Origin of the sequence: Enterococcus sp. DIV1314a, from assembly GCF_051713805.1 — a bacterium.
GTDB lineage: Bacteria > Bacillota > Bacilli > Lactobacillales > Enterococcaceae > Enterococcus_I > Enterococcus_I aquimarinus.
This window is the reverse complement of sequence record NZ_JBIOQP010000001.1, coordinates 353,219-371,690: the sequence shown is the minus strand read 5'-3', so window position 1 is coordinate 371,690 and position 18,472 is coordinate 353,219. Positions and strand designations below refer to the sequence as shown.

The 18,472-nt window shown below is 34.9% G+C and carries 16 protein-coding genes and 1 pseudogene; 13 read left to right on the top strand and 4 right to left on the bottom strand.

Going from position 1 to position 18,472, the window contains the following annotated elements:
- Positions 1-221 precede the first annotated feature (221 nt).
- Genes sufC through sufB form a run of 5 tightly spaced genes read left to right on the top strand, consistent with a single transcriptional unit; the run spans position 222 to position 5,391 of the window.
- Complete coding sequence (gene sufC / locus IGI68_RS01790; RefSeq protein ID WP_071874489.1) at positions 222-995, top strand: Fe-S cluster assembly ATPase SufC; 774 nt, start codon at positions 222-224, stop codon at positions 993-995.
- 16 nt (positions 996-1,011) lie between these two features.
- On the top strand, positions 1,012-2,304 hold the full coding sequence (gene sufD, locus IGI68_RS01785) for a Fe-S cluster assembly protein SufD (protein ID WP_071874490.1): 1,293 nt from the start codon (positions 1,012-1,014) through the stop codon (positions 2,302-2,304).
- On the top strand, positions 2,304-3,536 hold the full coding sequence (locus IGI68_RS01780) for a cysteine desulfurase (protein WP_438729919.1): 1,233 nt from the start codon (positions 2,304-2,306) through the stop codon (positions 3,534-3,536). Before sufD ends, IGI68_RS01780 begins: the two co-directional genes overlap by 1 nt.
- Positions 3,523-3,984, top strand: a complete 462-nt coding sequence (gene sufU, locus IGI68_RS01775; RefSeq protein WP_438729916.1) for a Fe-S cluster assembly sulfur transfer protein SufU — start codon at positions 3,523-3,525, stop codon at positions 3,982-3,984. The genes IGI68_RS01780 and sufU overlap by 14 nt, the downstream gene beginning before the upstream one ends.
- A 12-nt stretch (positions 3,985-3,996) precedes the next feature.
- Entirely contained in the window at positions 3,997-5,391 is a 1,395-nt protein-coding gene (gene sufB / locus IGI68_RS01770) for a Fe-S cluster assembly protein SufB (protein ID WP_071874493.1), read from the top strand.
- A 97-nt stretch (positions 5,392-5,488) separates the two neighbouring features.
- Here the strand turns inward: sufB and IGI68_RS01765 are convergent, their stop codons facing one another.
- Together IGI68_RS01765 and IGI68_RS01760 are read right to left on the bottom strand one after the other, a co-directional pair.
- A complete protein-coding gene (locus IGI68_RS01765) occupies positions 5,489-6,631 on the bottom strand; it encodes a tyrosine-type recombinase/integrase (RefSeq protein WP_438729913.1) in 1,143 nt (380 codons plus the stop codon).
- Between the two features lie 50 nt (positions 6,632-6,681).
- Positions 6,682-7,479: a helix-turn-helix domain-containing protein gene (locus tag IGI68_RS01760; protein ID WP_438729910.1), complete on the bottom strand. Its 798-nt coding sequence runs from the start codon at positions 7,477-7,479 to the stop codon at positions 6,682-6,684.
- Positions 7,480-7,683: 204 nt separating this feature from the next.
- On the opposite strand from IGI68_RS01760, the gene IGI68_RS01755 reads away from it, so the two are divergent.
- The 8 genes and pseudogenes from IGI68_RS01755 to IGI68_RS01720 all read left to right on the top strand — a co-directional run bounded on the left by IGI68_RS01755 (position 7,684) and on the right by IGI68_RS01720 (position 15,767).
- Complete coding sequence (locus IGI68_RS01755; protein WP_438729907.1) at positions 7,684-7,983, top strand: helix-turn-helix domain-containing protein; 300 nt, start codon at positions 7,684-7,686, stop codon at positions 7,981-7,983.
- Positions 7,973-8,146, top strand: a complete 174-nt coding sequence (locus IGI68_RS01750; protein WP_438729905.1) for a hypothetical protein — start codon at positions 7,973-7,975, stop codon at positions 8,144-8,146. Before IGI68_RS01755 ends, IGI68_RS01750 begins: the two co-directional genes overlap by 11 nt.
- A 56-nt stretch (positions 8,147-8,202) precedes the next feature.
- Positions 8,203-9,009, top strand: a complete 807-nt coding sequence (locus tag IGI68_RS01745) for a helix-turn-helix domain-containing protein (protein WP_438729902.1) — start codon at positions 8,203-8,205, stop codon at positions 9,007-9,009.
- 2 nt (positions 9,010-9,011) lie between these two features.
- Positions 9,012-9,236, top strand: coding sequence for a hypothetical protein (locus IGI68_RS01740; RefSeq protein ID WP_438729899.1), 225 nt, complete (start codon positions 9,012-9,014; stop codon positions 9,234-9,236).
- A pseudogene (locus IGI68_RS01735) lies at positions 9,217-9,894 on the top strand (hypothetical protein); the annotation flags it as partial. The gene IGI68_RS01740 and the pseudogene IGI68_RS01735, both read left to right, overlap by 20 nt.
- A 165-nt stretch (positions 9,895-10,059) precedes the next feature.
- On the top strand, positions 10,060-10,668 hold the full coding sequence (locus IGI68_RS01730) for a plasmid mobilization protein (protein WP_438729896.1): 609 nt from the start codon (positions 10,060-10,062) through the stop codon (positions 10,666-10,668).
- Complete coding sequence (locus IGI68_RS01725; RefSeq protein ID WP_438729893.1) at positions 10,653-12,062, top strand: relaxase/mobilization nuclease domain-containing protein; 1,410 nt, start codon at positions 10,653-10,655, stop codon at positions 12,060-12,062. The genes IGI68_RS01730 and IGI68_RS01725 overlap by 16 nt, the downstream gene beginning before the upstream one ends.
- Before the next feature lie 264 nt (positions 12,063-12,326).
- Positions 12,327-15,767, top strand: a complete 3,441-nt coding sequence (locus IGI68_RS01720; RefSeq protein WP_438729890.1) for a type IIG restriction enzyme/methyltransferase — start codon at positions 12,327-12,329, stop codon at positions 15,765-15,767.
- Positions 15,768-15,817: 50 nt separating this feature from the next.
- Here IGI68_RS01720 and istB read toward each other — a convergent pair whose 3' ends face one another.
- Positions 15,818-16,564 carry an IS21-like element helper ATPase IstB gene (gene istB, locus IGI68_RS01715; protein WP_270782861.1) on the bottom strand — a complete coding sequence of 249 codons (747 nt, stop codon included), beginning with the start codon at positions 16,562-16,564 and terminating at the stop codon, positions 15,818-15,820.
- Entirely contained in the window at positions 16,561-18,120 is a 1,560-nt protein-coding gene (gene istA / locus IGI68_RS01710) for an IS21 family transposase (protein ID WP_077932625.1), read from the bottom strand. Before istA ends, istB begins: the two co-directional genes overlap by 4 nt.
- Between the last annotated feature and the right edge of the window lie 352 nt (positions 18,121-18,472).

Genomic DNA, 18,472 nt, shown 5'->3' with positions numbered 1-18,472 from the left:
TTGCGCGTGCGCCATCTATCAATTACTTTGAACTAGCAAACGCTGCAAGAAACAAAGCTCATGAAGTCGTCTAGTACCATCTAAGGAAAGAAGTCGGGAAATATTCTAAGAAATCGATGAAAATTCCGAAAAATTCACATTTTCTAGTTTCAATATTTGAGTTTCATTCTCGATTAGTCTACAATGAATGAGAATGCAAAAAAGAATTTGGAGGAATCGACATGTCCGTTTTAGAAATTAAAAACCTACACGTTTCAATTGAAGATAAAGAAATCTTAAAAGGGGTCAACTTAACCTTAAAAACTGGTGAAATTCATGCCATCATGGGTCCAAACGGTACTGGTAAATCAACCTTATCAGCAGCAATCATGGGAAATCCTAACTATGAAGTGACAGAAGGCGAAATCTTGCTTGATGGCGTCAACGTTTTAGAACTTGAAGTGGATGAACGTGCTCGTCTTGGATTATTCTTAGCAATGCAATATCCAAGTGAAATCGCCGGAATCACGAACGCAGAATTCATGCGTGCCGCGATTAATGCGAAACGTGACGAGAACGATAAAATTTCGGTCATGAATTTCATTAAAAAATTAGATGAAAAAATGGCGTTACTAAACATGCCCGAAGAAATGGCTGAACGTTACTTAAACGAAGGTTTTTCAGGCGGCGAGAAAAAACGCAACGAGATCTTACAATTATTAATGTTAGAACCAACATTTGCAATCTTAGACGAAATTGACTCAGGTTTAGATATCGATGCGTTAAGAGTTGTCGCAAAAGGCATCAACGAAATGCGCGGCGATAACTTTGGATCATTAATTATCACGCATTACCAACGTCTCTTAAATTACATTACGCCAGACGTTGTTCATATTATGATGGAAGGCCGTGTCGTGATGACAGGCGGTGCTGATTTGGCGAAACGTCTAGAAGCAGAAGGCTACGCTGGCATCAGTAAAGAATTAGGAATCGACTACAAAGAAGAAGAGGCTTAAAAGGAGGTCTGGATTGATGAAGAAAAATTTACAAGACTATCTAGGCGCTGTAAAAGTTTTCTCAGCTATTAAAGAAGAACCGACTTGGATGCTGGAATTACGTGAAAAAGCCTTAGAAAAAATAGAAGCATTACCTTTTCCAACCATCGAACGTGTAAAATATGAGCGTTGGCCATTATTTAACATTAGCGAAGCAGCGTTAAATGGCGAAACGGCTGAAATCGACTCCGTCCCTGCGTTTGATGAAATGAACAACAATCCGATGGTCGTGCAACAAGACGACGTGACAATTTTTGAACAACTACCGATTAGCTTATCGATGCAAGGCGTGATTTTTACTGATTTATTCACCGCAATGTTAAATCATCCGGAACTTGTACAAGAATACTTTATGACAAAAGCAGTGCCAATGGATGAAGACAAAATGACCGCTGCGCACGTGGCATTCTTAAACAGTGGTCTATTCTTATACGTTCCAAAAAACGTGATTTCCGATAAACCGTTTGAAGCGATTTTCCGTCATAATCAAGCACTTGGTCATCATTTTTATAAACACGTCCTCATTGTAGCAGAAGAAAACAGTGAGTTTAGCTACTTAGAACGCTTTATTTCAGAAGGCGAAACGACTGAGAAATTAGCTGGTAACATCGTAGTTGAAGTCATCGCAAAACCAGGCGCACGCGTCAAATATTCCGCGATTGATCAACTTGGGGCGAATATCTCAACGTACATCAACCGTCGTGGACACTTAATGCGTGACGCGTCGATCGAATGGGCAATTGGCGTAATGAACGATGGCAATATCGTGGCCGACTTTGATTCTGATTTAGTGGGCGAAGGCTCTAACGCACAAGTCAAAGTTGTCGCAATTAGCGGCGGGCGCCAAATCCAAGGAATCGATACGCGTGTGACGAACATGGCACCTCATTCTGTCGGACACATCTTGCAACACGGCGTTATCCGTGAAAGAGGGACGTTAACGTTTAACGGAATCGGTCATATTTTAAAAGGAGCAAAAGGCGCGGATGCCCAACAAGAAAGCCGTATCTTAATGCTTTCTGACCATGCTCGTGGCGATGCTAACCCTGTCTTATTAATTGATGAAAATGAAGTCACCGCAGGACATGCGGCTAGTTCTGGGCGCGTTGATCCAGACGAAATGTACTATTTAATGAGTCGTGGCTTACGAAAAGCCGATGCAGAACGTCTCGTGATTCGTGGTTTCTTAGGTTCTGTTATCACCGCGATTCCAGTGAAAAGCGTCCGTGAAGAATTAGTTGAGGTTATCGAAGGGAAGTTGAATGCCTAATGAATCACACGAAGCTCCGTCAAGATTTTCCGATTTTAGATCAGATTGTAAATGATGAGCCGTTAATTTATTTAGACAATGCCGCAACTACTCAAAAACCAATCCCAGTGCTTCAAGCGATGGACGATTATTACCACCACAACAATGCCAATGTGCACCGTGGGGTTCATACCCTAGCCGAGCGGGCAACCACTCAATACGAAAACGCCCGGGAAACGACGCGTCGCTTTATCAATGCGCGTGAAACAGCCGAAGTCTTATTCACCCGTGGCGCAACGACGAGTCTGAACTGGGTCGCTCAAAGTATGGGCGAACTGGTCGTCCATGAAGGCGATGAAATCGTGATTTCATATATGGAACATCACGCCAACATCGTCCCATGGCAACAACTGGCTAAAAAGAAAAAAGCAACTTTAAAATATATCGCACTAACTGCGGAAGGCGAGCTTGATCTGGATGACGCCAAAGCGCAAATTACTGAAAAAACGGCCATCGTGGCGTTAACGCACGTCTCAAATGTCTTGGGAGTAATCAATCCAATCCAAGAACTAACCGCTTATGCACACCAAAAAGGCGCCATCATGGTCGTCGATGGCGCGCAAGCAACGCCACATATGCCGGTTGACGTGCAAGCACTCGATTGTGACTTTTATGCCTTTAGTGGCCACAAAATGTGTGGACCAACGGGTATTGGCGTTTTATACGGGAAACGTCACTGGTTAGAACAAATGGAACCCATCGAATTTGGAGGCGAAATGATTAACTTCGTGCACCTTCAAGACAGTACGTGGTCCGAACTACCATGGAAATTCGAAGCCGGCACACCCAATATGGCAGGCGCGATTGGACTAGCAGCTGCGATCGATTATTTAGAAAACATCGGCTTATCTGCGATCCATGACTACGAAGCCGAACTGGTCGCTTACGTCTTACCGAAGTTAGCTGCAATTGACGGTGTCACGATTTATGGCCCAACCGATCCAGCCAAACACACCGGCGTGATTGCTTTTAACTTAGATGACGTCCACCCACATGATGTCGCGACTGCTATGGACATGCAAGGCATTGCCGTGCGGGCCGGTCATCACTGTGCGCAACCATTACTAAAATATCTAGACGTTTCAGCGACAGCTCGCGCAAGCTTTTATTTTTATAATACGAAAGCCGAAGCCGACGCATTCATTGAAGCCGTCTATGCAACAAAGGAGTTTTTCCAACATGGCACTATCTAGACTCGATAACTTATACCGCCAAGTCATTCTAGACCATTCGAGTTATCCGCATCACCACGGAACACTCGGCGCAGGTAGCCACAAAGTCGAATTGCATAACCCGACGTGTGGCGACATTATTACCTTAGAAGTACAACTAAACGGCGACATCATCGAAAACGTCGCTTTTTCCGGTCACGGTTGTTCCATCAGCACCGCTAGCGCGTCCATGATGACCGACGTGATTATCGGCAAAACACTCGCCGAAGCCAGCGAACTTTCGGAAATTTTCTCCGGACTTGTGCAAGGCCAAGAAGTAGAAGCCGATCGCTTAAATGACGGCGCCATCTTAAGTGGTGTCGCAAAATTCCCAGCACGTATTAAATGTGCGACGCTTGGTTGGAAAGCCTTAGACCAAATAATCGCCCATCCAGAAATCGAAGAATACCAAGAAAAAATCAACGAATAGGAGTGAGACAACATGAGTGGTGTACCAGAATTAGAAGAATACCAATATGGCTTCCATGATGACGTCCAACCAGTATTTACAACAGGACGAGGCTTAACAGAGGAAGTCGTTCGTGAAATCTCACGAGTGAAAGAAGAACCCGAGTGGATGTTAGATTTTCGTCTAAAATCACTCGAAGCCTACCATAAAATGCCAATGCAAAAATGGGGTCCAACCTTAGAAGATTTGGATTTTGACTCCATCAAATATTACCAAAAAGCCAGTGACAAACCGGCTAGAGACTGGGATGACGTCCCGGATAAAATCAAAGAAACCTTTGAACGAATCGGGATTCCAGAAGCGGAACGTGCATACCTAGCAGGTGCCTCTGCCCAGTACGAATCTGAAGTGGTTTACCACAACATGAAAGAAGAATTCCAAAAACTCGGCATCATCTTTACCGATACCGACTCCGCCTTAAAAGAGTATCCGGAAATCTTCAAACAATATTTTTCTAAATTAGTCCCACCAACCGATAACAAATTAGCCGCGTTAAACTCAGCGGTCTGGTCAGGTGGAACCTTCATCTACGTACCAAAAGGAGTCCGCGTCGATGTTCCATTACAAACTTACTTCCGTATCAATGCAGAAGGCACAGGTCAATTCGAGCGTACGTTAATCGTCGTTGATGAAGGCGCAAGTGTGCACTACGTCGAAGGCTGTACCGCACCAACTTACTCTTCGAATAGCTTACATGCAGCCATCGTCGAAATCTTTACCTTAAAAGATGCCTATTGCCGTTATACGACCATCCAAAACTGGTCCGATAACGTCTACAACTTAGTGACGAAACGTGCTCGTGCCGAAGCCGGCGCAACCGTTGAATGGATTGATGGCAACTTGGGAGCCAAAACCACTATGAAATACCCAAGTGTCTATCTAGAAGGAGAAGGCGCACGTGGAACGATGTTATCCGTGGCTTTTGCAAACGGCAAACAAATCCAAGATACCGGTGCCAAAATGATCCATAACGCACCAAATACCTCAAGTTCGATTATCTCAAAATCAATCGCGAAAAGCGGTGGCGAAGTCAACTACCGAGGTCAAGTTACCTTCAACAAAAACAGCGCAGGCTCAATCTCGCATATCGAGTGTGACACCATTATTATGGATAACGAATCAAAATCCGATACCATTCCATATAATGAAATCCACAACAGCCAAGTCGCTTTAGAACACGAAGCCAAAGTATCAAAAATTTCAGAAGAACAATTGTATTATCTAATGAGCCGCGGCTTAACCGAAATCCAAGCAACTGAAATGATTGTCATGGGCTTTGTGGAACCATTTACAAAAGAACTACCAATGGAATACGCCGTTGAACTAAACCGTCTCATTCAGTATGAGATGGAAGGCAGTGTGGGATAATAATTAAATTATTGCTCTAAACGTTGATATTACGGCGTTTAGAGCTTTTTTTAATTTGTGTTTTTAAGATTGGCTACGTTTTTGGCTACGTTCGAGATTATTCACCCATAAATTTTGCAAATCTATCACCAGTTTTCTTAACAGATTGTGGTGTAACATGGGCATAGATATTCATAGTAGTTTTAATATCCTTATGTCCTAATCGTTCCTGTACTTCTTTTATAGAAGCGCCACTTTCAAACAATAAACTACAATGGGTGTGCCTAAATCCATGTGGGGTGATTTGCAGTTCCATGGGTGTTTTCTTGTAAATCCAATCTAACCAATCGTTTACTACTTGGGGGTAGTAAAGCATATTTGCTTTTGTAGTGAAAAGGAACTGTTTTGGGGAATTCGTGTTATAGCCATATAGAATCATTATTTTCATTTGTTCTTGTTGCCAAATACGTAGGTGTTTAAGTGTCATATCATCAAGCTGAATGGTTCTTGATGAATTCTTGGTCTTAGGTACTTGTAGCACTACTTGATTAAACTCGTCTTGAGCGATTGTTTTACCAATAGTTATAGTTTTATTGAAATAGTCTATATCTTCCCATTGTAGCGCTAATGCTTCGCTTTTACGCATTCCTGTATAAGCTAACAAACGGAAAAAAGTATATAGCTTAATTGAATTATTTTGTTTTGTATTCTGTAAAAACAGTTGTAATTGATCCTTAGTATAAAATTTCAAGGGTTGTTCTTCTTCAATTTTTCTAGGAAGTAATGTTTTAGACATAGGATTATCTTTGCAGACTTCCATTGCTACTCCAAATTTAAAAATTTGAGCAGTTGTTTTTCTCAAAAAACCATATTGTTTTAATGTTTTGTGCCATTCGTTTACTTGCTTTTGGCAATAGCTGACGGTAATTTTATCCAATCGTAATTGGCCAAAAGCAGGTAATATATGGTTTTTACAAAAACGTTGAGCAACAGCAACTGAAGAAGGCTTTACTCTTGTTCTGTAGTTATCAATCCATAATTCATATAACTCTTGAAAAGTTGTTATATTGATTTTAAAATCTTGCTTTTCTTTAAAGTCTACAAGTAGTCTATTAAGTGCTGTTTGTGCTTCAGCTTTTGTTTTGAATCTTCTACGTTTGGTACGTATATCTTTTCCAGTCTTTGGGTCTTTCCCTAAATATGTTTCAAATCCCCAATATTTTTCACCATTTTGTAATTTGTAACTAAAAAAAGTTGCCATTTGATTCTCTCATTACTTCATGTTTGCAGGTAGAGAAGTTATTTGAAGAATCAATTGTTTTTAAATTTATCGTGATTATTAGTTAGAAATTTTGCGATCATACTATTTTTCTCATATGGGAAATTGTATTTTTTACTAAGATCAGAAATGAATTTTTCTGTTTCAAATTGGTCTTTAGTAATTTTATAAAAGAAATCCTCGACAGATGAATACTGTGAAATATCCTGATAGGCTAAGTCCATTTCGTTTAATAGCTGTTTTGAAGAATCAATCAGTATTTCTTTTTCACCGTATTTGAAATCCCCATTTCTTATCTTATCTTGAAGTTTACTGTTGGCTCTTTTGAAAAATAACTCTTTAGAGATAGAGTGTTTTTGACTAGCATACTCTTCGATAAGAGGATTGATATCATTAGCAAGTATCTCATTTAGATAAATTTCAAAATCTTTTGAGTAATATTTTGAAAAAATATTTTTTATTATAGGATTCAATAACTCATAGTCTTTGTCTAGAGAAAACGTGTCACTATAACTTTCTTGTATGTCTTTAAAGATTTTGTGAGGTGTCTCTGGGAAATCCTTAATATATAGCTCATAACCTCTATCTATAAGGTATGAAGTTATGTATTCTTCCAAAGTTCCCCATTTAATCCAGTCAATAGCTGAATTTGTAATAGTTGACAATAGTTTTAGCTTTTGTGGATTGGGTAGATTGGTTCCACGTTCCCAGTTGGATATGGTCGCACGTGGTGAATTTTCTAGTTTCTTTCCAAGTTCTTCCATAGTCAAGCCACATGAAAGACGTAATTGTTTAATTCGTTTTCCTGCTTCTGAAGGATTAGGCTTCATTTATTTTCTCCTATTTTTTTATTTTCAAAGACATTATATCATATTCACAGAAACAAAGTATTAAAAAGTATTTACTTTTTAAAGATCATATGATATTTTATTATTATAAATACAAATGAATACATGTTTTTTGCGATTTTTGTATTCATTTGTATTTTTTTAGGTAGAGGAGTTATAGAACAATTAATAAAAGGGAGAGATTTTATGGAAGCAATAAAATTAATGATTTCAGAGGAACAAGAAGAAATGTTTTTAAAACAGTTTTATCAAATTGCTACAAAAGCGATTGAAAACGCTCAAGAGAATGCTGGTATGACAAGAGAGTATTTGAATCAAAAAGAAATGGCAGAGTATTTAAATGTGAGCGAAAACTTTTTAAAAAATGCTGTTAGAAATGAAGGTTTACCTCTCGTGGAATTGGGTGCTAGAAAATTCTATTCAAAGAAGGCTGTCAACGAATTTATGTTTTCTCGAATGAAAAGAGGGGGAAATATTGAAAGATGATGAAATAGCAAAGTTGATATTAAAAGAAATCGAGATATATCTTCAATTCGATTTAATGAAATGTGAATATGCAAAAAATGGTATTAAAAATGCTTTAAAGAAAATAAAAAAACGCCCTCAAAATCTTGGTGGATTCGGAGAGGACGTTTTCTATAGTCGATAAAGAGTTATGCTACTTTATCTGACTCAATTTTAACATAAAAGGAATTGGGTGTTCAAATGGCTACAATAAAAAGAGGGAAAAGAGATTCTCATTTTACTATTTTAAAAAACGAAGTGTTGAGAGATAAAAGATTGTCGTACAAAGCTCGAGGTTTACTTGCGTATATGTTGTCGTTTGACGATGAGTGGACATTTTATACAGCAACATTAATTAATCATAGCGAAAAAGATGGAAAAGATTCGATAAATACTGGATTAAAAGAACTAATAAATTTTGGATATCTTATAAAAGAACAAAAACGTGATAATGAAGGAAGATTCGATGGTACGGAGTGGATTGTAATAGAAAGTCCGATTACTGATTATCCGAAAGCGGATTTTCCATCTGCGGAAAAATCGTCTACGGAAAATCCGCAACTAAGAAGTAACAAATTAAAGAATAACAATTTTAAGAAAGAAGAAGAAGATACTACTAATAATATAAGAGAAGATATTTACGATAAGATAAGTTTTCTTTATGAGAAAAATAAAGAAAACGGTCAAAAGTTATTACAGATTTATCACTATTTAAAAAATGCTAGTGCGGATACAGAAGATATCAGAAAAATTATTGAATATTTATCTAAAAATACTCAATATCTTATCGCTGAATGCATTATAAAACAACATGAAGCATGCGTTTTTCAATCAAAAACTGAAGAAGGGTTATACGATTATGAAAAATATTTTTTGACTGGACTAAAAAAAAGATATAAAAATCAATTTTTAGAAAATAGAGAAAATACAAATCAGTTTAAAAAAGTGTTCGGAATCAAAGAATTGCCTAAAATAACAATGCATAATTGGGCTGCTGAAGGGGAATAAAAATGATTGAAAATTGTCTAGTAGAAAAATTTAAATGCTTGGATAACAATGCAGATACTCTTGAATTAATAGAGAGTATCTGTTCAAACACTGTAGTTCTCGATTTGAGAGATGTTAATAATAACTATGTAACTCATGTCATTATAGACAAAAAAACAGCTCAAATGCTATCTGATAGCTTAATGAGATGGATCAACGGGGGAACGAATGAAAAAAATAAAAGATAAAATCGCCAGTAGGAAATTCAGAAAGATAGTAACTGTTTTTCTTTTACTAGCAAGCTTTTTAGTAGTTTTACACCCGAATTTTGTACATGCAGTCAATTTAGAATGGTTTGAAGATACAAAAAGTCAAACCGAATTTTTAAATAATCCAAGGTATGAGCCTTATTTGAAAGAATATGACGGAAACTTAGTAAAAAGTATATTTGTTCAACTGGGGTGGCTACTAGTAAAGGGAGTATTTTTACTAACTGATACGATTCAAAATTTAATTCCTAACGCTTTAGATCTTTTTAGTTTTGTTGAGAGTAGTGGTTTAGATGGTGTCTACAAGTCTATTTTAAATACTATAGTAATCGGATTGATGGTTCTTTCGCTCGTTTTCGTTGGATACAAAATGGTGATCGGAAAAGGTTCAGTGGAACTTAAATCAGTTGGAATGAACGTAGTAATGTCGATTGCGTTAATTTTATTGATGCCAACTTTAATTAACAGTGGGATTGAGTTTACTAAAACTTTTTACAATGACTCTACCAACATTAGTCACAATAACCAAAATGATAATATAGCTTGGTCATTGATAAAAGGGGGAGTGACAGATTTGGCATATATTAATAAAACAGATCAGTATAGTCAAATTAATACTGGATATCAGCGAAGAAGAGGTTTCAACTTTATCAAGCACTTGTAAATCTATCAATCAAGCAAATCAGCAAAATTTAAGTGTCACTAACTATCTAGAAGCCATGATTAATCAAGAAGTACAGTTACAAAAAGAAATAGAGAGCAATTATTGTATATTGCTCTCTTCAAAAGAAAGGTGAAATTTATGGATGAGAAACAAAAACAATATGAAAAAAATAGAAAAAATGGTGTCGCATTAAATTTTCGTGTGAGTGATAGAATATCAAAAACGTTAGATATGATAGCCGAACAAAAAGGAATTTCTCGTTCAGAAGTTTGTCGACAACAACTAGAAGGATTAGTGTATCAGCCACCGCTTTTTTCAAAAGAAGATTCCGAACAAATGAAGTATAATTTAAAAAAAATAGGAAATAATATGAATCAAGCGACAAAAAACTTGAATAAATTAACTAAGTATTTCCAAGAAAAAAGTGAAATACAAACAAAAACTTCACTCTCCGTATTTGATTCTGATCGTTTTCAACTTTTTCAAGATGAACGTGCAAATATTATTTCAAAGAAATTGCGTATAACTAAAATTGACGAAATTTTTAGTGAAAACACTCGAAATCATTTTCGGTATAGTGAATTATCCGAACAGGAACAAGAGTATTTTAATTATTTTGTATCTATTAATAAACGTCCTGCTACAAAAGAAGAATACTCTCACAGTATGTTAAATGGATTGAAACAATCCATTGAAATCATTCAAGAATTCAAACAGGAGTCAAAAAAATTATGGGAGCTTCTATAACTTCCTTAGGAAGAAAAAAGAATCTATCATCTTTAATACAATACGTTGTCAATCCATATAAAGATAAAGAAAAATGTGTGGCGATAACTGGAATTAATTGTAGTGACGAACCTTCAGAGGCAATAGAAGAAATGAATTATACTCGAAGAAAAATGAATGGTTCTAAAGACATTACACAAGCCTACCACGTGGTACATTCCTTCGATAAAAAAATATCTAAAGAATTAAGTAAAGAAAAAATGCACGAAATTGCAGTGGAATTTGCAGAACGTGCGTTTCCAAATTCTGATGTTTTTATAGCTAGTCACAACGATAAAGATCATTTTCACAGTCATTTAGTTATCAATAATCTTGATTTTGAAACAGGAAAACGAATCAGAATTGATCCAAAAGATTTAGAACGTTTGCGTAAATTAAATGATGAAGTATTGTTGGAAAATGGATTAGAAACAATTGATAATGAATACTATGAAAATTTAGAGAAGAGAAAAAACATTTATTCAAATGATTCTACAAAATTAAAAAAAGGGCAACTAAATCATCAAGAAGTTGTACAAAATGCTATCGAAAAGACATTAGAAAATCGTAAAGTCAATTCATTTGAATCTTTTTCAGAAGAACTAGCAAAAAATCATAATATAGAAGTTTATCGTTTTTCAAAAAACAGCAATAAACTAGGGTATGTTTTATACAAAAAAGAAGTTGATTTTTATAATCGCAGAGAAGAGCTTGTCGCTCTTGGGAAAAATAAAAGCTCTCGAAAAGAACGAGAACAATATGTTGAACGAACATTTAGTGCAAGAAAATTAGGAAAGAAATATTCATTTGAACAAGTAAGTGAACAGTTATCCGAAAATAATTATCTGACACATATAGATAATTATTTCAATGGTCAATTGGATTCCGAACAAGAAATGTCACTCAACTCTCAATATAACAAGCAAACGGGCGAACTAGAAATACCTTTCGTCGAGTTAGATTCGACAGCAGATAAACAATTTAAACATGCAAATAAACGAAAAAAATATCTTCCATATCCATCATTTTTAGAAGCAGTGGATCACCATTATTCAAATACATTTGCACCAATTGATGATGAAGAATATGAAATTAAATTGCATACGCATGTTCACACAAAAACATTGAGAAGTACAAAATCTAAAAAAATTACGGTCAAAAAGAGTGATCGAAAAGAATTTTATCTACCGGAAGAGGGTTTTAAAACATGTCCACACACGCCTTCTGCAAAACAATTACATTACCAAATTAGTCGTGTAATTAATGACGATGTGAAGATGTATCGTGCGAAAAATGATTACGAATTTATGGAACGTATGGAACGTATGGTTCAAAATCAGCAACAACAGCAACAAGATTTTGACATGGGCTATTAAGAAAATCTTTCCACAATTCAATATACTTATCAAGGTCTGGAAGGGCGGTTTTAGAAGGTCTTACGCGAGCTACCCACTGTCTTTCCAGATTGAGAGCCATGCTGTTGCAGGCTACTCTATCTGGAAAGGTCAGTTTTTTTTTATCCTGAGGGAGCAAGCTCCCTACAGACTCCCAAATAAAATTATCTTTCATTTACAAAAAGTTAATAGTATATATGATAAAATGATAATTATATATTACATATTAAGAGGAGGATAAATAAAGTGATAGAATTTATCGAACTGAATAAAAGTTACAGCAAAAATTTAAAAGTTCTTCCATATAATCAAGAACCCTTCCAAGAAGAATTTAAAAAATACATTAGTCAAGTATTAGAAAACCAGGAAAAACAGGAAGAATATATAAAAAAATTAATCAGTGATTTTTTACAAAAAATATTTATTAATAATAAAATCAATATTTCAGGTAATATTGATTTAGCAATAACTGATAAAAATGATAAAGTTCAAGTGATGTTTGAAGTGAAATCCTTATTAAATAAAAAAGAAATGGTTACTAAAGAATCATTCAATAGAAAAGCGTTACATGAGCTAGTTCATTATTATATGAATGAACGAATTGTTGAAAAAAATGCATCTTTAAAAAAGTGTATAATTACTAATGGATTAGAGTGGTTTTGTATTGACTCGTTAGAAATGGATAGAGTTTTTTTTAGAAATAATAAAGTATATAAATTCTATTCGGATTATGTAAAAAGACGTTTGTCAGGTAATACTACGGAATATCTATATAGTGAGCTTGAGGTAATGATTGATGAAATAATTGAAAATCACAAGTTAAAAGTAGTACATATTGATATGAAAAATTTATTTAATAAAACGAGTCCATCAGAAATTAATCAGTCTAAATTAAAAGATTTGTATTATTTTTTTTCACACGAAAATTTATTGAAAGAAGATATATTTACAGACTCGAATAGTTTAAACAAAGAGTTTTATAATGAACTTCTATATTTGATGGGGTTAGAAGAGGAAAAAGGAAAAAATAGTGGATCGTTAATTAGACGTTTATCTGAGAAAAAGAGAGAAGCAGGCTCTTTAATGGAAAATACTATTGCACGATTAAAAGCGAAAGTTAGTATGTCTGAAGAACTTTATTTTGATGTAGCTATTCAATTGTCTGTTCTGTGGATTAATAGAATGCTATTTTTAAAATTATTAGAAAGTCAATTGGTTGAATTTAATCACGATCAATCGTATAAGTTCTTAAATACAGAGAAAATTAGTTCATTCGAGGATTTATATGATTTGTTTTTTTCAGTATTAGCAAAAAAACAAAATGAACGACCAAGTGAATTAGGAGAAGAAATTAATAAAATACCGTATTTAAATAGTTCATTATTTGAAGAATCGATTATAGAAAAGAAATATGGTGTTGGCATTGATACACTTAGAGACCTAGAAATTAATTACTATAAAAAAACTTGTATACTTGATTATGAAGGTAAAAGAAAAAAAGGTAAAATAGGTTTTCTAGAGTATCTCCTTTCGTTTCTAGATTCATATAATTTCTCATCTTCAGTAATAGAAAAGAAGAAATCTCAAAATGATTTAATCAATGCTTCGGTATTAGGTTTAATTTTTGAAAAGATAAATGGATATAAAGATGGTTCTTTTTTTACTCCGGGGAAAATAACGATGTATATGACAAGAAAGTCAATTAGAAGCCACTTGGTTCATAAAATAAATAGTGAATTTTCTTTGGAAATTACTAACTTAAATGAAGTGAACGGATATATTAGTTCTATTGAAGAAGCCGAAAAATTAGAAAAAATAGTTGATGAATTAACAATATGTGATCCTGCTGTAGGATCGGGGCATTTCTTAGTTTCAGCATTAAATGAAATAGTTGCAATAAAATTTGAACTTAGGTTATTAAAAGATGAAAATGGATTTCCAATATCAAATTTTAAAGTTGAGGTAATTAATGATGAACTTGTAATAACAGATTTATATAATCAACCATTCAAGTATTCAAGATTTGATCAGGAAACGTCTAGGGTTCAAAAAGTCATTTTTGAAGAAAAAAAGAAAATAATTGAGAATACTTTATTCGGTGTAGATATTAATCCTAACTCTGTAAATATTTGTAGATTAAGATTGTGGATTGAGTTATTAAAAAACGCTTATTATAATGGCAATAATCAACTGGTTACTTTGCCTAATATAGATATTAATATAAAGCAGGGGAATTCATTGATAAGTAGATATGAATTTGATAGTCCTGTAAGTGCGTTCACGAAAAATTCTATGAAGGTATCTGATTATTTAGAAGCAGTTCATAGGTATATTAATACAGATGATAAGTTAGAAAAGAATAAATTCAGAGAAAAAATAAATAAATTCAAAAAAAATTATAGAACTGATATAGATTCATTTGATCCTATTAAGAAAGATTTAAGAAAACTTCAGCGAGAATACTATTCGCTTACCGATACAATCGAATTGTTTGAATTATCTGAGTTAGAAGTTAGCAAAAGAAACCAACGGATAGATGAATTGAAGCAACAGATTGATAAATTTGAAGAAAAAATAAAAAATATAGAGAATAATAAAATATTCGAAAATGCATTCGAATGGCGCTTTGAGTTTCCTAACGCATTAGACACCAATGGTAATTTTATAGGATTTGATATAATAATAGGAAATCCACCTTATGTTTATAGAAATGCCAATATAGAAATATACAAGCAATATTTTAAAGATCACTATTTTAATGATGAAGGTAACTTTGATTTATATAAATATTTTATAGAATTAGCTATTAAAATAACTAAAATAGATGGGATTAACTGCTTAATTACCAATTCTTCTTTTCTACTGCAATCCACTTTTGAAAAAACAAGAAAATATTTGTTAGACAATGCTGTTTTTGAAGAATTTTATCCATTAGGTCCGAAAGCCTTTGCGGAAGCTACAGTGGATACTGTAATATACTCATTAAGAAAAAGTAAGTGTTCGGATTATATCGTTAGAGTAAATATTCCAGAAAATTTAGGATTTGGAAAAGATGCTTATTTTATATCTACATCTAGATTTATTAAAAATGAATATTCTAGGTTTGATATTTTCTTAAATGATGAAGAACACAAATTGATAAATGATATCCGTAGAAAATGTAGGAACATAGAAGATTTATTTGATGTGAGTTTAGGAATTAATACAGGGTATATTAAAAGTGAATTGACATCAGAAGTAAAAGAATCAGAAAAGTATCATCCAATGATTACAGGAAAAGGGATTAGTTATTATGGCGATGTCAATACTGAAGGATTTATTATGTATGATCAAGAATATGTGAAATCCAGAGGGAAAAAGGGTAGAACGTTACCTAATGAAAAGTATTTTAATCAAGAAAAAATATTAATAGTTAGAACAAGAAATCTATCTTTAAAACAGAGAATCATTGCAACGATAGATAAAAATAATGGATACAATTTAAATAGATTATCAAATATTATTCCACGTGACAATCAAAACAAAGAAGATTTATTTGGTTTACTTGGCTGGATTAATTCATCATTTTATAATTGGATTTTTACTAAAGAAATAGTTGATTATGAAATTAAACCTATTTACTTAAAGAAATGCCCTATTAAAAATGTAGCTGATTCTTATTTAGTAAATTTAGTTAAAGATGTGTAACTGTCAAGTAGAATTGTGCACTTTTTGCCAGATAACTTTGTGCACTTTTGTTACGTGAAGACTGATTCTCGATGTTTCATTCTATGACTCTCTCCATTAATATGAATAACTTCACAGCGATGAAGAAGTCGATCCAGAATAGCTGTCGCTATTCCTTGATCACCAAGCATCTTGCCCCAGCTGTCAGGTCCTTTGTTTGAAGTTAAAATGATCGAACTTTTTTCATACAAGTCACTGACTAGCTGGAAAAAGAGGTTGGCTTCTCTTGTTTCCATTGCCATAAACATCATGTCATCAATCACAACTAAATCTGCTTGTCTTATACGCCTCAATCGAATGGCTGATTTTCGGACGTACTCTTCAGTTTTAAGTAAGGTAATCAACTCACCCATTGAAACGAATGCCACTTGTTTCCCTTGGTCGATAGCTTCCAGTCCAAGGCCAATAGCTAAATGAGTTTTACCGACGCCTGGTGGACCTAAGAGGACCAGGTTGAATGTTTGATCCAACCAGTCGCATGCTCTTAATTGAGAAATCTGACGTTTACTAATCGAAACTGATTCGGTCGTGTCAAAGTCCTCTAAGGACTTTTCGAAGGGAAATTGCGCCCATTTTAAATGTTTCTGTCGTGTTTTCTCTTCGCGACGCTGTTCTTCATGGTCGCATATAGCGACAAGCAGCTCCTGGTAGGTCCAGGACTGCTGTTCAGCTTCACGGAGAAAGCCCGGGAGCGCTTGAGCTGTTTCAGTCATACGGAATTGCTTGAATTGTGATTGGAGATCTTCTGTGGTACTTATGATTGTTCCCCTCCTAACACCTGTAGATATGATTCAAAGGAACGTTCTACAGCGGTAATTGTCTGATATTTTTTTGATAAACTATTATTCCTTGTAGACTCGGAATCTGTCTGGACATCTCGACGGGCGATGTCATTGGCCACATCTCTTAATGTAACGGCACTAAATAAATTCAGAGATATACATTCATTTAAAGCTTTCTCTAAAAAATCACTGTTTCGTTCACTGACTGCTTCAATGACACGTAACTGGTCTCTTATATGCCTTGGGTAGTTGACCTTCAGTTGGTCAATGAAGATCATTGCCTTTTCCTCGTTTTGAAAAAGTCCAAGGACACGGCTAATATGACTATCTAGTTTCTGCTTTTTCGCATCTTCGCGTCCATGATCAGGATCTTTAGTCAGTTTGCCTTTCCCCTTAGCTAAGAGGTGAGTAGCGATTTGTTGGTCACTTTTCAATTCGAACACAGATAAACTAGTATCATTAACGACAACACGTACTTTGATTTTCTTCTGTGGCTGGTAGGTTCCTAGTGGAACCGAATAGTAATTGGATTTATATTGAATCGTATTGTCTTTCAGAACGGTCTTTGTTATACTTTCTTTGTTCGAGAGAATGAGTTTGTTAGAGATCGAGATGAGGTGTGACTTTTCCAGAGTGAACACGTCTATCGGTCTCTTTTTTGTTTTTTCATGTGTCTTATAGTTGCCTCTACGTTCTAACCAGGCTTCACAGCTTTCCTGCCAAGAAGTGATTGAATAAAAGCGTCGACCACGAGCGAAGTTATACTTCACAAATTTTACGACTGCTTCGACTTTTCCCTTGGACTCCGGATCAGCCGCTCGACACACATGGACGATAAACCCTCTCTCAAGTACATAGGCCTGGAACTGTTTGGTAAATAATATATCGCCGTGGTTCTCACTAACAATCATTAATTTGTCCTGATCATATACGATTTCTTCTGTCCGACCTCCGAAGTAGTCAAAAGCATTCTCATGTGCGCGAACGACATCTTTTGTCGTAAAGGGTCTCTCTTGCCACTCGACATATTTATATCGGGAGTGGGAGAGTACGAAGCCGATGCAGTAAAGCTTTATTCGTCCTTCGGTAAGTGCACGTTTAACTGTAATCTCACCAAAATCGACTTGGATCTGTCTGCCAGCTGGAAGCTCAGGAACAGCCTCGTAATTGCGATAAGTTAATCTTTTAGGAATACCGTAGGTTTCCCTTAACTCTCTGACATAAGAACGAATAGTACTGGGTGCTGCTTCTCTGTAATTAAACTGTTCCTCTAGCCAGTCTTCAATTTGAGCTGCGGACAGTTCTGGCTCATCACTCAGCCAGCTTAAAATAGTTTCTTTATATGGATCTAATTTTCTTTTCCGATTCGCTAAGGATTCTACCCACACAACTGCTTCGTTTGGTTCTTTCTTCAAATCACTAATTACTGTGTTACGGTGAATGCCAAGCATTCGACTAATTTTCGCATTTGAAAATCCTTTCTTTTTGTAATGATGCACTTTCGCAATTCTGTTCACTTTTTCAAAATCCACCTTCTTTTTCTCCTTCCAGTCAATAAACTAACGTTTCTAGTTTATCAAATGGAACGAAGTAATAGGGTAAAAGTGCACATTCTTATTTAGCAATAACTGCACAATACAGTCTAGCAGTTACAAGATGCTTTAAGTAATGATAATGACTCATCTGAATTTAAAGAAGCATGTCAAAAAATTGATTCTTTCATTTACAAAGAACTCAATTTAAGTGATGAGGAGATCATTTTAATAGATAAGTATTCAATTTACTAATATATCTATAGTAATAGTCAATTTTTTATAGACATTCCTTGTAAACTAAACTTAGTAATAGTGGAATACTATAAATATGTATTAATTTAAAGATAAA

Excerpts from the sequence above, each read along its gene's own strand:
- IGI68_RS01730 (WP_438729896.1), top strand. The coding sequence starts at position 10,060 with ATGGATGAGAAACAAAAACAATATGAAAAAAATAGAAAAAATGGTGTC.
- sufU (WP_438729916.1), top strand. The coding sequence starts at position 3,523 with ATGGCACTATCTAGACTCGATAACTTATACCGCCAAGTCATTCTAGAC.
- sufC (WP_071874489.1), top strand. The coding sequence starts at position 222 with ATGTCCGTTTTAGAAATTAAAAACCTACACGTTTCAATTGAAGATAAA.
- IGI68_RS01725 (WP_438729893.1), top strand. The coding sequence starts at position 10,653 with ATGGGAGCTTCTATAACTTCCTTAGGAAGAAAAAAGAATCTATCATCT.
- IGI68_RS01780 (WP_438729919.1), top strand. The coding sequence starts at position 2,304 with ATGAATCACACGAAGCTCCGTCAAGATTTTCCGATTTTAGATCAGATT.
- IGI68_RS01760 (WP_438729910.1), bottom strand. The coding sequence starts at position 7,479 with ATGAAGCCTAATCCTTCAGAAGCAGGAAAACGAATTAAACAATTACGT.
- IGI68_RS01740 (WP_438729899.1), top strand. The coding sequence starts at position 9,012 with ATGATTGAAAATTGTCTAGTAGAAAAATTTAAATGCTTGGATAACAAT.
- sufD (WP_071874490.1), top strand. The coding sequence starts at position 1,012 with ATGAAGAAAAATTTACAAGACTATCTAGGCGCTGTAAAAGTTTTCTCA.
- sufB (WP_071874493.1), top strand. The coding sequence starts at position 3,997 with ATGAGTGGTGTACCAGAATTAGAAGAATACCAATATGGCTTCCATGAT.
- IGI68_RS01765 (WP_438729913.1), bottom strand. The coding sequence starts at position 6,631 with ATGGCAACTTTTTTTAGTTACAAATTACAAAATGGTGAAAAATATTGG.
- IGI68_RS01755 (WP_438729907.1), top strand. The coding sequence starts at position 7,684 with ATGGAAGCAATAAAATTAATGATTTCAGAGGAACAAGAAGAAATGTTT.
- IGI68_RS01745 (WP_438729902.1), top strand. The coding sequence starts at position 8,203 with ATGGCTACAATAAAAAGAGGGAAAAGAGATTCTCATTTTACTATTTTA.